Genomic DNA, 13029 nt, shown 5'->3' with positions numbered 1-13029 from the left:
TTGGCGTACCCCTTACTTAGCAGCTTTTTTACGAGGCGCTGGTGCTTGTGGTTTCAGTTCTTCTTGGCGACCACCAATTACTTCGCCCTTGAAGATCCAAACCTTTACACCGATCACACCATAAGTGGTGTGAGCTTCGTAGTTGGCATAGTCGATGTCGGCACGCAGGGTGTGCAGTGGCACACGACCTTCGCGATACCATTCAGTACGTGCGATTTCAGCACCGCCGAGACGACCGCTCACTTGGATTTTGATGCCTTTGGCACCAATGCGCATGGCGTTCTGTACAGCGCGCTTCATAGCGCGACGGAACATTACGCGGCGCTCCAGCTGCTGAGCTACGCTCTGCGCAACCAACATACCGTCGAGTTCCGGCTTGCGGATTTCTTCGATATTGATGTGCACAGGCACACCCATTTGCTTGGTCAGGTCCTGACGCAGTTTCTCAACATCTTCACCTTTCTTCCCGATAACGATACCTGGACGAGCGGTGTGGATGGTGATACGTGCAGTTTGAGCCGGACGATGGATATCGATACGGCTTACGGACGCGCTTTTTAGTTTGTCTTGGAGATACTCACGCACCTTCAGATCAGCGAACAAATAGTCCGCATAAGTCCGACCGTCTGCGTACCAGACGGAGGTGTGCTCCTTGACGATTCCCAGGCGAATGCCAATGGGATGTACTTTCTGACCCATCTCTTCGACTCCGTTACTTGTCAGCAACCTTGACAGTGATATGGCAAGACCGCTTGACGATGCGATCAGCACGGCCTTTGGCACGTGGCATGATTCGCTTCAGCGAACGCCCTTCGTTGACGAAAACGGTGCTGACTTTAAGGTCATCAACGTCTGCGCCTTCGTTATGCTCGGCGTTGGCTACGGCCGACTCCAGCACTTTCTTCATGATCTCGGCGGCTTTCTTACTGCTGAAAGCCAACAGGTTGAGCGCTTCGCCCACCTTCTTCCCGCGGATCTGGTCGGCGACCAAGCGGGCTTTCTGGGCGGAGATTCGAGCGCCCGACAACTTAGCGGCTACTTCCATCGTTCCTTACCCCTTAACGCTTGGCTTTCTTGTCTGCCACGTGCCCACGATATGTGCGGGTACCGGCAAACTCGCCTAGTTTGTGGCCGACCATGTCTTCGTTCACGAGAACTGGAACATGTTGACGACCGTTATGCACTGCAATGGTCAAACCGACCATTTGTGGCAGGATCATCGAACGACGCGACCAGGTTTTCACCGGTTTGCGATCGTTCTTTTCCGCCGCCACTTCGATCTTCTTCAGTAGGTGAAGATCAATAAAAGGACCTTTTTTCAGAGAACGTGGCACTGTCGTATCCCTCTATTTACTTGCGACGACGGACGATCATTTTGTCGGTACGCTTATTACCACGAGTCTTCGCGCCCTTAGTCGGGAAGCCCCATGGCGATACCGGATGACGACCACCAGAGGTACGACCTTCACCACCACCATGTGGGTGGTCAACCGGGTTCATGGCAACACCACGAACGGTTGGGCGAACGCCACGCCAGCGTTTGGCACCAGCCTTACCCAGCGAACGCAGGCTGTGCTCGGAGTTCGAGACTTCACCCAGGGTCGCGCGGCATTCAGCCAGCACTTTACGCATCTCACCAGAACGCAGACGCAGGGTCACGTAGACACCTTCACGAGCGATCAGCTGAGCCGAAGCACCAGCGGAACGAGCGATTTGCGCGCCTTTACCTGGCTTCAATTCGATGCCGTGTACGGTGCTACCAACTGGAATGTTACGCAGTTGAAGAGCGTTGCCCGGCTTGATCGGTGCCAAAGCACCTGCGATCAGCTGGTCGCCAGCACTCACGCCTTTAGGGGCGATGATGTAGCGGCGTTCGCCATCTGCGTACAGCAGCAGAGCAATGTGAGCAGTACGGTTTGGATCGTATTCAATACGCTCGACAGTGGCAGAGATGCCATCTTTGTCGTTGCGACGGAAATCGACCAGACGATAATGCTGCTTATGGCCACCACCGATGTGACGAGTGGTAATGCGACCATTGTTGTTACGACCACCAGTCTTCGATTTTTTCTCGAGCAGCGGTGCGTGAGGAGCGCCTTTATGCAGCTCCTGGTTGACCACCTTGACCACAAAACGGCGGCCAGGGGAAGTCGGTTTGCATTTAACGATTGCCATGATGCACCCCTTCCTTACTCAGCACTGCTGCTGAAATCGAGATCTTGGCCTGGCTGAAGGGAGATAACTGCCTTCTTCCAGTCATTACGCTTGCCCAGACCGCGAGCAGTGCGCTTGCTTTTACCCAAAACATTCAGGGTAGTAACACGCTCTACTTTCACGCTGAACAGGCTTTCGACGGCCTTCTTGATTTCCAGCTTGGTTGCGTCAGTTGCAACCTTGAAAACGAACTGGCCTTTCTTGTCAGCCAGAACCGTAGCCTTTTCGGAAACGTGCGGGCCAAGCAGAACTTTAAATACGCGTTCCTGGTTCATCCCAGCAGCTCCTCGAATTTCTTCACGGCCGACACGGTGATCAACACCTTGTCGTATGCGATCAGACTAACTGGATCGGAACCTTGCACGTCACGTACATCAACGTGTGGCAGGTTACGAGCAGCCAGGTACAGGTTCTGATCAACAACTTCGGACACGATCAAGACGTCAGTCAGGCCCATGCCGGTCAGTTTGTTCAGCAGATCTTTGGTCTTCGGTGCATCAACAGCGAAGTCCTGAACCACAACCAGACGATCAGTACGCACCAGCTCAGCAAGGATGGAACGCATTGCTGCGCGATACATCTTCTTGTTCAGCTTCTGGGTGTGATCCTGAGGACGAGCTGCGAAAGTGGTACCGCCGCCACGCCAGATTGGGCTACGGATAGTACCGGCACGAGCACGGCCAGTACCTTTCTGACGCCAAGGGCGCTTACCGCCACCACGAACGTCGGAACGGGTCTTTTGCTGCTTGCTACCTTGACGGCCGCCGGCCATGTAGGCCACGACTGCTTGGTGAACGAGCGTCTCGTTGAATTCGCCGCCAAATGTCAGTTCGGAAACTTCGATCGCTTGAGCGTCATTTACATTTAATTGCATGTCAGCTTCCCCTTAACCGCGAGCCTTGGCTGCTGGACGTACAACCAAGTTGCCGCCAGTAGCGCCAGGAACAGCACCCTTGACCAACAACAGATTGCGTTCAGCGTCCACGCGCACTACTTCGAGGGACTGCACGGTCACGCGCTCAGCGCCCATATGACCGGACATTTTTTTGCCCTTGAATACACGACCAGGAGTCTGGCACTGGCCGATAGAGCCTGGAACGCGGTGGGACACGGAGTTACCGTGCGTATTATCTTGCCCGCGGAAGTTCCAACGCTTGATCGTACCCTGGAAGCCTTTACCCTTGGACTGACCGGTTACATCAACCAGTTGACCAGCGGCGAAGATTTCAGCGTTGATCAGATCGCCGGCCTGGTACTCGCCTTCTTCAAGACGGAATTCCATTACGGTACGACCAGCGGCAACGTTCGCTTTAGCGAAGTGGCCAGCTTGAGCAGCTGTAACACGCGAAGCACGACGCTCACCTACAGTGACTTGCACTGCACGATAGCCATCGGTCTCTTCAGTTTTGAACTGGGTGACGCGATTCGGTTCGATCTCAATGACCGTGACCGGAATGGAGACACCTTCTTCGGTGAAAATACGGGTCATACCGCATTTACGACCGACTACACCAATAGTCATGTTGTAAACCTCATGAGTGTACGGGGCTTTCACCCGCTATGGCCGCCCATTTCAGAGCGTTACACGACTAAGACCGAGTCTTAGCCGAGGCTGATCTGTACTTCCACACCGGCCGCAAGGTCGAGCTTCATAAGAGCGTCAACGGTTTTATCCGTTGGCTGGACGATGTCCAGAACGCGCTTGTGAGTACGGATCTCGTACTGGTCACGCGCGTCTTTGTTGACGTGCGGGGAGACCAGAACGGTGAACCGCTCTTTGCGGGTAGGCAGTGGAATAGGACCACGCACTTGAGCACCAGTACGTTTCGCGGTTTCCACGATTTCCTGGGTGGATTGGTCGATCAGGCGATGGTCAAAAGCCTTCAACCTGATACGGATTTGCTGATTTTGCATTGGATTTCAGACTCCGGCTGCTATTCCCAGCGAGCGCAATACGCCCGTTAAAAGGAGGCGCAATTCTATAGACGGGCTACTACAGTGTCAACCCAATAAAAAAGCCCCCGCTAGGCGGGGGCTTTTTCAAGTCATCACTTATTAAGCGATGATTTTGGCTACGACGCCAGCGCCGACGGTACGACCGCCTTCACGAATAGCGAAACGCAGACCATCTTCCATTGCGATGGTTTTGATCAGGGTGACAACCATTTTGATGTTGTCGCCTGGCATTACCATTTCAACGCCTTCCGGCAGTTCGCAGTTACCGGTCACGTCAGTGGTCCGGAAGTAGAACTGTGGACGGTAGCCTTTGAAGAACGGAGTGTGACGACCGCCTTCTTCTTTGCTCAACACGTACACTTCGGCTTCGAAGGTAGTGTGCGGCTTAACCGAACCCGGCTTGACCAGAACCTGGCCACGCTCAACGTCGTCACGCTTGGTGCCGCGCAGCAGCACGCCGCAGTTCTCGCCAGCACGACCTTCGTCGAGCAGCTTACGGAACATTTCAACACCGGTGCAGGTGGTGACGGTAGTGTCACGCAGACCAACGATTTCCAGTGGATCCTGAACCTTGACGATACCGCGCTCGATACGGCCAGTTACAACAGTACCGCGACCGGAGATCGAGAATACGTCTTCGATTGGCATCAGGAACGGCTTGTCGATAACACGGACTGGATCTGGGATGTAGCTGTCCAGAGTCTCAACCAGTTTACGAACGGCAGTGGTGCCCATTTCGTTGTCGTCTTGGCCGTTCAGAGCCATCAGAGCCGAACCGATGATGATCGGAGTGTCGTCACCTGGGAAGTCGTAAGTGCTCAGCAGATCGCGCACTTCCATCTCAACCAGTTCCAGCAGCTCAGCGTCGTCAACCATGTCAGCCTTGTTCAGGAAGACAACGATGTACGGAACGCCAACCTGACGGGACAGCAGGATGTGCTCACGGGTTTGTGGCATCGGACCATCAGCGGCCGAACAAACCAGGATAGCGCCGTCCATTTGAGCAGCACCGGTGATCATGTTCTTCACATAGTCAGCGTGACCTGGGCAGTCAACGTGAGCGTAGTGACGGATCAACGAGTTGTATTCAACGTGTGCGGTGTTGATGGTGATACCACGAGCCTTTTCTTCTGGAGCGCTGTCGATTTTATCGAAAGCAACAACAGCCGAACCGAAAACTTCGGAGCAGACGCGAGTCAGAGCAGCGGTCAGCGTGGTTTTACCGTGGTCAACGTGACCAATGGTGCCAACGTTGACGTGCGGGAGGGTACGGTCAAATTTTTCTTTAGCCACGACAATTAACTCCTAGCCTAAAGGGGCTGAATCAGCCTTGTTTTTTGGTAACGGTTTCGACGATGTGCGACGGAGCCGTATTGTATTTTTTGAATTCCATAGAGTAGCTTGCGCGACCTTGGGACATGGAACGGACGTCGGTCGCATAACCGAACATCTCACCCAGCGGAACCTCGGCACGAATTACTTTGCCGGAAACCGTGTCTTCCATACCCAGGATCATGCCGCGACGACGGTTAAGGTCGCCCATCACGTCACCCATATAGTCTTCAGGTGTAACAACCTCTACTGCCATGATTGGTTCAAGCAACTCACCACCGCCCTTCTGGGCCAGTTGCTTGGTAGCCATGGAAGCAGCCACCTTAAACGCCATCTCGTTGGAGTCGACGTCGTGGTAGGAACCATCAAACACAGTAGCCTTCAGGCCGATCAGCGGATAGCCGGCAACAACGCCGTTCTTCATCTGCTCTTCGATACCCTTCTGGATAGCCGGGATGTATTCCTTAGGAACCACACCACCCACTACTTCGTTCACGAATTGCAGACCTTCCTGACCTTCGTCAGCAGGAGCAAAACGGATCCAGCAGTGGCCGAACTGACCACGACCGCCGGACTGGCGAACGAACTTGCCTTCGATTTCACAGTTCTTCGTGATGCGCTCACGATACGAAACCTGAGGCTTGCCGATGTTGGCTTCGACGTTGAACTCACGGCGCATCCGGTCAACCAGGATGTCCAGGTGAAGCTCGCCCATGCCGGAGATGATCGTTTGACCAGTCTCTTCATCAGTCTTGACGCGGAAAGATGGATCTTCCTGAGCAAGTTTGCCCAGTGCGATACCCATTTTTTCCTGGTCATCCTTGGTCTTAGGCTCAACGGCAACCGAAATAACCGGCTCCGGGAAGTCCATACGAACCAGGATGATTGGCTTGTCAGCGCTGCACAAGGTTTCGCCAGTGGTGACGTCCTTCATGCCGATCAAGGCCGCGATGTCACCAGCGCGTACTTCCTTGATTTCTTCACGGGCGTTTGCGTGCATTTGCACCATACGACCCACGCGCTCTTTCTTGCCTTTAACCGAGTTGATCACGCCGTCGCCGGAGTTCAACACGCCCGAGTAAACGCGGACGAAGGTCAAGGTACCCACGAATGGGTCGGTAGCGATCTTGAACGCCAGAGCCGAGAACGGCTCGTCATCGTTTGCATGACGCTCCATCTGCTTTTCCTCGTCATCCGGGTCAGTACCCTTGATGGCAGGAATATCAGTTGGAGCAGGCAGGTAATCGATAACGGCGTCGAGAACCAGGGGAACGCCCTTGTTCTTGAAGGAAGAACCGCAAACAGCCAAGACGATCTCACCAGCGATAGTACGCTGACGCAGAGCGGCCTTGATTTCCGCGTTGGTGAGTTCTTCACCTTCGAGGTACTTGTTCATCAGCTCTTCGCTGGCTTCGGCCGCAGCCTCAACCATGTTGCCGCGCCACTCGTCAGCCAGCTCCTGCAGTTCAGCAGGGATAGGCTTACGAACTGGAACCATACCTTTGTCGGAATCGTTCCAGTAAACAGCTTCCATAGCCATCAGATCGATCTGACCCTGGAAGTTGTCTTCGGAACCGATAGCCAACTGGATTGGCACCGGGGTGTGACCCAGACGCTGTTTGATCTGACCGATCACGCGCAGGAAGTTCGCACCAGCACGGTCCATCTTGTTTACGTAAACAAGACGTGGAACGCCGTATTTGTTGGCTTGACGCCATACGGTTTCCGACTGAGGCTCAACGCCCGAAGTACCACAGAACACAACGACCGCGCCGTCGAGTACACGCAGGGAACGTTCAACTTCAATAGTGAAGTCAACGTGGCCCGGGGTATCGATTACGTTGAAGCGGTATTGGTCTTTGTGCTGCTTCTCGGAACCCTGCCAGAAGGCGGTAATAGCAGCAGAAGTAATGGTAATACCACGCTCCTGCTCCTGAACCATCCAGTCTGTGGTCGCGGCGCCGTCATGCACCTCGCCCATCTTGTGACTTTTGCCAGTGTAAAAAAGGACGCGCTCGGTGGTGGTGGTTTTACCAGCATCCACGTGAGCGACGATACCGATGTTACGGTAGCGACTAATCGGAGTAGTACGAGCCATAAAGCCCTCGCAAAATTAGTGAAGCTGAAATTAGAAGCGGTAGTGCGAGAAAGCTTTGTTGGCTTCGGCCATACGGTGCACGTCTTCACGCTTCTTAACAGCAGCACCTTTACCTTCAGCAGCGTCCAACAGTTCGCCAGCCAAACGCAGAGCCATAGACTTCTCGCCGCGCTTGCGGGCGAAGTCTACCAACCAGCGCATTGCCAGGGCGTTACGACGGGACGGACGAACTTCGACCGGAACCTGGTAAGTAGCACCGCCTACACGGCGCGACTTTACTTCGACCAGCGGAGCGATGGCGTCGAGAGCTTTCTCGAAGATTTCCAGGGGGTCGCTGTTCTTGCGTTCTTTAACCTTTTCCAGCGCGCCATAAACGATACGCTCGGCAACGGCTTTCTTGCCGCTTTCCATAACGTGGTTCATGAACTTGGCCAGAATTTGGCTTCCGTATTTTGGATCGTCAAGCACTTCGCGCTTGGCTGCTACGCGTCTTCTTGGCATGGATAAGCCCTCAAACGGTCTTCAGGTTCGCTCGGAATCGGTGCCCTTTCGGGACGCCTCCGACCTTACTCTTATCGACTCAGAAAAATAGAAAATCAGTTCTTACAAAAAGCCGCTACTACTTAGGCTTCTTGGTACCGTACTTCGAACGACCCTGGTTACGACCTTTAACGCCGGAAGTATCCAAAGAACCGCGCACGGTGTGGTAACGAACACCTGGCAAGTCTTTTACACGACCGCCGCGGATCAGTACCACGCTGTGCTCTTGCAGGTTGTGGCCTTCACCGCCGATGTACGAGGAAACCTCGAAACCGTTGGTCAGACGCACACGGCATACTTTACGCAGTGCCGAGTTAGGTTTTTTCGGCGTGGTGGTATACACACGGGTGCATACGCCACGACGTTGCGGGCAGTTCTGCAGCGCAGGTACGTCGGATTTCTCGACGATACGCTTACGCGGCTGACGTACCAGCTGGTTGATAGTTGCCATCTACTAGCTCCACTGTTGTCTTGCGACGCTATTGTCTTGCAAGAAAAGCAAAATGGCAGGAACGAATTCCCGCCAAATTTAGGGGTACAAGAGTCTAAAGAGGATCTTGTCCCCAGTCAAGGCAAGGCCCCGACCTCCCCGCTCATCCAACCTCGACAAATTGTCTCGATTCGATGAACGGCTAGACCGGGGCCCCACGCTCATTTACCGCAGAACTCAGTTACCGCTCGAGTTCAGTGCTTCGGTCAGTGCAGCTTCCACTTCACTGGCGCTAACGCGCAACGGTTTGTCAGCATCACGGCGGCGCTTACGCTCGCTGTGGTAAGCCAGACCGGTACCGGCCGGGATCAGACGACCCACGACTACGTTTTCTTTCAGGCCGCGCAGGTAATCGCGCTTGCCGGTTACCGCCGCTTCGGTCAGTACACGGGTGGTTTCCTGGAAGGAAGCCGCCGAGATGAACGATTCGGTGGACAACGACGCCTTGGTAATACCCAACAGCACGCGAGTGAACTTGGAAACGAACTTCTCGTCGCCCGCCAGACGCTCGTTCTCTACCAGAACGTGAGTCAATTCCATCTGGTCGCCCTTGATGAAAGTGGAATCGCCGGATTCAGCGATTTCAACTTTACGCAGCATCTGACGCAGGATGGTCTCGATGTGCTTATCGTTGATCTTCACGCCTTGCAGACGATAAACGTCCTGGATCTCGTTCACGATGTACTTGGCCAGCGCACTCACACCCAGCAGACGCAGGATGTCGTGTGGATCGCTCGGGCCGTCGGAGATAACTTCGCCGCGGTTTACCTGTTCGCCTTCGAAGACGTTCAGGTGACGCCACTTCGGAATCAGCTCTTCGTACGGATCGCTACCGTCGTTCGGGGTAATGACCAGACGGCGCTTGCCTTTGGTCTCTTTACCGAACGCGATGGTGCCGCTGACTTCAGCCAGAATCGAGGCTTCTTTCGGACGACGGGCTTCGAACAAGTCGGCAACACGCGGCAGACCACCGGTGATGTCACGGGTTTTCGAAGTTTCTTGCGGGATACGGGCGATAACATCACCGATCGCAACCTGCACACCATCCGCTACACCGACCAGGGCGTTAGCCGGCAGGAAGTACTGAGCCGGTACGTCGGTACCTGGCAGCAGCAGATCCTTGCCATCGACACCAACCATCTTCACGGCAGGACGGATGTCTTTACCGGCAGCTGGACGGTCTTTCGCGTCGAGTACTTCAATGTTGGTCATACCGGTCAATTCGTCAGTCTGACGCTTGATCGTGATGCCTTCTTCCATGCCCACGTAGGTCACGGTACCTTTCATTTCGGTAACGATTGGGTGAGTGTGCGGATCCCACTTGGCCACGATTGCGCCAGCGTCGACCTTGTCACCTTCTTTAACCGAAATCACAGCACCGTACGGCAGCTTGTAACGCTCGCGCTCACGACCGAAGTCATCAGCGATTGCCAGCTCACCGGAACGGGACACAGCAACCAGGCAACCATCCACTCGCTCAACGTGTTTCAGGTTGTGCAGACGGACAGTACCGCCATTCTTCACCTGAACGCTGTCAGCTGCGGAGGTCCGGCTTGCCGCACCACCGATGTGGAACGTACGCATGGTCAGCTGGGTACCCGGCTCACCGATGGACTGGGCAGCGATAACGCCGACCGCTTCACCGATGTTCACCTGGTGACCACGAGCCAAGTCACGGCCGTAGCACTTGGCGCAGATGCCGTAGCGGGTTTCGCAGCTGATCGGCGAACGCACGATCACTTCGTCGATGCTGTTCAGCTCGATGAACTCGACCCACTTCTCGTCTACCAATGTGCCGGCAGGAACGATGATTTCTTCGGTACCTGGCTTGAACACGTCACGGGCAATAACTCGACCCAATACGCGCTCACCCAGTGGCTCAACAACGTCACCGCCTTCAATGTGCGGAGTCATTACCAGGCCGTGCTCGGTGCCGCAATCGATCTCGGTCACAACCAGATCCTGCGCCACGTCTACCAGACGACGAGTCAGGTAACCGGAGTTCGCAGTTTTCAACGCGGTATCCGCCAAACCTTTACGAGCACCGTGAGTAGAGATGAAGTACTGAAGTACGCTCAAACCTTCACGGAAGTTCGCAGTAATCGGCGTTTCGATGATGGAACCGTCCGGCTTGGCCATCAGGCCACGCATACCGGCGAGCTGACGGATCTGCGCAGCAGAACCCCGTGCGCCCGAGTCGGCCATCATGTACATCGAGTTGAAGGACTCTTGATCGACTTCGACGCCATGACGGTCGATGACTTTCTCTTTCGAGAGATTGGCCATCATCGCCTTGGAAACTTCGTCGTTCGCCTTGGACCAAAGGTCGATCACTTTGTTGTACTTCTCGCCCTGGGTTACCAGGCCGGAGGCGTACTGACTTTCGATCTCTTTCACTTCATCAGTAGCAGCATTGATGATGCGGGCTTTTTCATCCGGGATAACGAAGTCGTTAACGCCGATGGAAACGCCGGAAATGGTCGAATAGGCGAAACCGGTGTACATCAACTGGTCAGCGAAGATCACGGTCTCTTTCAAACCAACCACGCGGTAGCACTGGTTGATCAGCTTGGAGATCGCCTTTTTCTTCATCGGCTGGTTGACGACGTCGTACGACAGGCCAGGTGGAACAACCTGGAACAACAGCGCACGGCCGACAGTGGTGTCGACGATACGAGTGTTCTTGACGCTGCCACCATCACGATCGTTAACGGTTTCGTGGATCCGCACTTTGACTTTAGCGTGCAGTGCGGCTTCGCCAGCACGGAACACACGGTCAACTTCTTGCAGATCCGCGAACACACGACCTTCGCCCTTGGCGTTGATCGCTTCACGAGTCATGTAGTACAGACCCAATACAACGTCCTGCGACGGAACGATGATTGGCTCACCGTTGGCTGGCGACAGAATGTTGTTGGTCGACATCATCAACGCACGCGCTTCCAACTGGGCTTCCAGTGTCAGCGGTACGTGCACGGCCATTTGGTCGCCGTCGAAGTCGGCGTTGTACGCAGCACAGACCAGAGGGTGCAGCTGGATAGCCTTGCCTTCGATCAGTACCGGTTCAAACGCCTGAATGCCCAGACGGTGAAGGGTCGGTGCACGGTTGAGGAGAACCGGGTGTTCACGGATCACTTCAGCGAGAACGTCCCAAACCTCTGGCAGTTCGCGCTCGACCATTTTCTTGGCAGCTTTGATGGTGGTCGCGAGACCACGCATTTCCAGCTTGCCGAAAATGAACGGCTTGAACAGCTCGAGAGCCATCTTCTTCGGCAGACCGCACTGGTGCAGACGCAGGGTCGGACCTACGGTAATTACCGAACGACCGGAGTAGTCAACACGCTTACCGAGCAAGTTCTGACGGAAACGACCTTGTTTACCCTTGATCATGTCAGCCAGGGATTTCAGAGGACGCTTGTTCGAACCGGTGATAGCGCGGCCACGACGACCGTTATCGAGCAGTGCATCGACAGCTTCCTGCAACATACGCTTTTCGTTGCGCACGATGATGTCCGGAGCGGACAGATCAAGCAGGCGCTTCAAGCGGTTGTTACGGTTGATCACTCGACGATACAGATCGTTGAGGTCGGAAGTCGCGAAGCGACCGCCATCCAGCGGGACCAGTGGACGCAGATCTGGCGGCAGAACCGGCAGAACGGTCAGCACCATCCATTCTGGAAGGTTGCCGGAACCCTGAAAGGCTTCCATCAACTTCAGACGCTTGGACAGCTTCTTGATTTTGGTTTCGGAGTTGGTTTGCGGAATTTCTTCGCGCAGACGGCCAATCTCGTGTTCCAGGTCGATAGCGTGCAGCAGTTCGCGGACAGCTTCGGCACCCATGCGGGCATCGAAATCGTCGCCAAACTCTTCCAGCGCTTCGAAGTACTGCTCGTCGTTCAGCAGCTGACCTTTTTCAAGGGTGGTCATGCCTGGGTCGATAACGACGTAGCTCTCGAAGTAGAGAACGCGTTCGATATCACGCAGGGTCATGTCCATCAGCAAACCGATACGCGACGGCAGCGATTTCAGGAACCAGATGTGAGCAACCGGCGAAGCCAGTTCGATGTGCGCCATGCGCTCACGACGAACTTTGGCCAGTGCGACTTCAACGCCACACTTCTCGCAGATCACACCACGGTGCTTCAAGCGCTTGTACTTACCGCACAGGCACTCGTAATCCTTTACCGGGCCAAAGATCTTGGCGCAGAACAGGCCGTCACGTTCTGGTTTGAACGTACGGTAGTTGATCGTTTCCGGCTTTTTAACTTCACCGAACGACCACGAACGGATCATCTCAGGCGATGCCAATCCAATACGGATGGCGTCGAACTCTTCGACTTGACCCTGGTTTTTCAGCAAATTCAGTAGGTCTTTCAAGGCCTTTCCTCCTGGCGGAGCA

The 13029-nt window shown here is 54.8% G+C and carries 13 protein-coding genes; all 13 read right to left on the bottom strand.

The annotated features are described in order from the left end of the window. Positions 1-12: 12 nt before the first annotated feature. The 13 genes from rpsC to rpoC all read right to left on the bottom strand — a co-directional run bounded on the left by rpsC (position 13) and on the right by rpoC (position 13007). On the bottom strand, positions 13-699 hold the full coding sequence (gene rpsC / locus BLU01_RS16115) for a 30S ribosomal protein S3 (protein ID WP_003176422.1): 687 nt from the start codon (positions 697-699) through the stop codon (positions 13-15). Between the two features lie 13 nt (positions 700-712). Beyond that, positions 713-1045 carry a 50S ribosomal protein L22 gene (gene rplV / locus BLU01_RS16110; RefSeq protein WP_003103908.1) on the bottom strand — a complete coding sequence of 111 codons (333 nt, stop codon included), beginning with the start codon at positions 1043-1045 and terminating at the stop codon, positions 713-715. A gap of 13 nt (positions 1046-1058) precedes the next feature. Continuing rightward, entirely contained in the window at positions 1059-1334 is a 276-nt protein-coding gene (rpsS, locus tag BLU01_RS16105; protein ID WP_002555486.1) for a 30S ribosomal protein S19, read from the bottom strand. A gap of 16 nt (positions 1335-1350) precedes the next feature. Beyond that, a complete protein-coding gene (rplB, locus tag BLU01_RS16100) occupies positions 1351-2175 on the bottom strand; it encodes a 50S ribosomal protein L2 (RefSeq protein ID WP_003176423.1) in 825 nt (274 codons plus the stop codon). Positions 2176-2189: 14 nt separating this feature from the next. After that, complete coding sequence (gene rplW, locus BLU01_RS16095; protein ID WP_002555488.1) at positions 2190-2489, bottom strand: 50S ribosomal protein L23; 300 nt, start codon at positions 2487-2489, stop codon at positions 2190-2192. Further along, the gene (gene rplD / locus BLU01_RS16090) at positions 2486-3088 is read right to left on the bottom strand and encodes a 50S ribosomal protein L4 (protein ID WP_007896707.1); all 603 of its coding nucleotides are present in this window, start codon (positions 3086-3088) and stop codon (positions 2486-2488) included. Before rplD ends, rplW begins: the two co-directional genes overlap by 4 nt. Positions 3089-3100: 12 nt before the next feature. Continuing rightward, positions 3101-3736, bottom strand: coding sequence for a 50S ribosomal protein L3 (rplC, locus tag BLU01_RS16085; protein ID WP_003186059.1), 636 nt, complete (start codon positions 3734-3736; stop codon positions 3101-3103). Positions 3737-3816: 80 nt separating this feature from the next. Next, a complete protein-coding gene (gene rpsJ, locus BLU01_RS16080) occupies positions 3817-4128 on the bottom strand; it encodes a 30S ribosomal protein S10 (RefSeq protein WP_003186070.1) in 312 nt (103 codons plus the stop codon). Positions 4129-4269: 141 nt separating this feature from the next. Then, the gene (gene tuf / locus BLU01_RS16075) at positions 4270-5463 is read right to left on the bottom strand and encodes an elongation factor Tu (RefSeq protein WP_008145495.1); all 1194 of its coding nucleotides are present in this window, start codon (positions 5461-5463) and stop codon (positions 4270-4272) included. Positions 5464-5494: 31 nt separating this feature from the next. Beyond that, positions 5495-7600, bottom strand: a complete 2106-nt coding sequence (fusA, locus tag BLU01_RS16070; protein WP_092277406.1) for an elongation factor G — start codon at positions 7598-7600, stop codon at positions 5495-5497. Positions 7601-7630: 30 nt separating this feature from the next. Continuing rightward, complete coding sequence (rpsG, locus tag BLU01_RS16065) at positions 7631-8101, bottom strand: 30S ribosomal protein S7 (RefSeq protein ID WP_002555493.1); 471 nt, start codon at positions 8099-8101, stop codon at positions 7631-7633. A 118-nt stretch (positions 8102-8219) separates the two neighbouring features. Further along, positions 8220-8591: a 30S ribosomal protein S12 gene (gene rpsL, locus BLU01_RS16060; protein WP_002555494.1), complete on the bottom strand. Its 372-nt coding sequence runs from the start codon at positions 8589-8591 to the stop codon at positions 8220-8222. A gap of 216 nt (positions 8592-8807) precedes the next feature. Further along, positions 8808-13007, bottom strand: a complete 4200-nt coding sequence (gene rpoC / locus BLU01_RS16055) for a DNA-directed RNA polymerase subunit beta' (RefSeq protein ID WP_092277403.1) — start codon at positions 13005-13007, stop codon at positions 8808-8810. Positions 13008-13029 lie beyond the last annotated feature (22 nt).

Source organism: Pseudomonas prosekii, from assembly GCF_900105155.1.
GTDB lineage: Bacteria > Pseudomonadota > Gammaproteobacteria > Pseudomonadales > Pseudomonadaceae > Aquipseudomonas > Aquipseudomonas prosekii.
The sequence above is the reverse complement of the archived record's forward strand: the minus strand, read 5'-3'. Positions and strand labels throughout refer to the sequence as shown.

Coding starts and splice junctions, on each gene's coding strand:
- rpsC (WP_003176422.1), bottom strand. CDS start 699: ATGGGTCAGAAAGTACATCCCATTGGCATTCGCCTGGGAATCGTCAAG.
- rplV (WP_003103908.1), bottom strand. CDS start 1,045: ATGGAAGTAGCCGCTAAGTTGTCGGGCGCTCGAATCTCCGCCCAGAAA.
- rplB (WP_003176423.1), bottom strand. CDS start 2,175: ATGGCAATCGTTAAATGCAAACCGACTTCCCCTGGCCGCCGTTTTGTG.
- rplW (WP_002555488.1), bottom strand. CDS start 2,489: ATGAACCAGGAACGCGTATTTAAAGTTCTGCTTGGCCCGCACGTTTCC.
- rplD (WP_007896707.1), bottom strand. CDS start 3,088: ATGCAATTAAATGTAAATGACGCTCAAGCGATCGAAGTTTCCGAACTG.
- rplC (WP_003186059.1), bottom strand. CDS start 3,736: ATGACTATTGGTGTAGTCGGTCGTAAATGCGGTATGACCCGTATTTTC.
- rpsJ (WP_003186070.1), bottom strand. CDS start 4,128: ATGCAAAATCAGCAAATCCGTATCAGGTTGAAGGCTTTTGACCATCGC.
- fusA (WP_092277406.1), bottom strand. CDS start 7,600: ATGGCTCGTACTACTCCGATTAGTCGCTACCGTAACATCGGTATCGTC.
- rpsG (WP_002555493.1), bottom strand. CDS start 8,101: ATGCCAAGAAGACGCGTAGCAGCCAAGCGCGAAGTGCTTGACGATCCA.
- rpsL (WP_002555494.1), bottom strand. CDS start 8,591: ATGGCAACTATCAACCAGCTGGTACGTCAGCCGCGTAAGCGTATCGTC.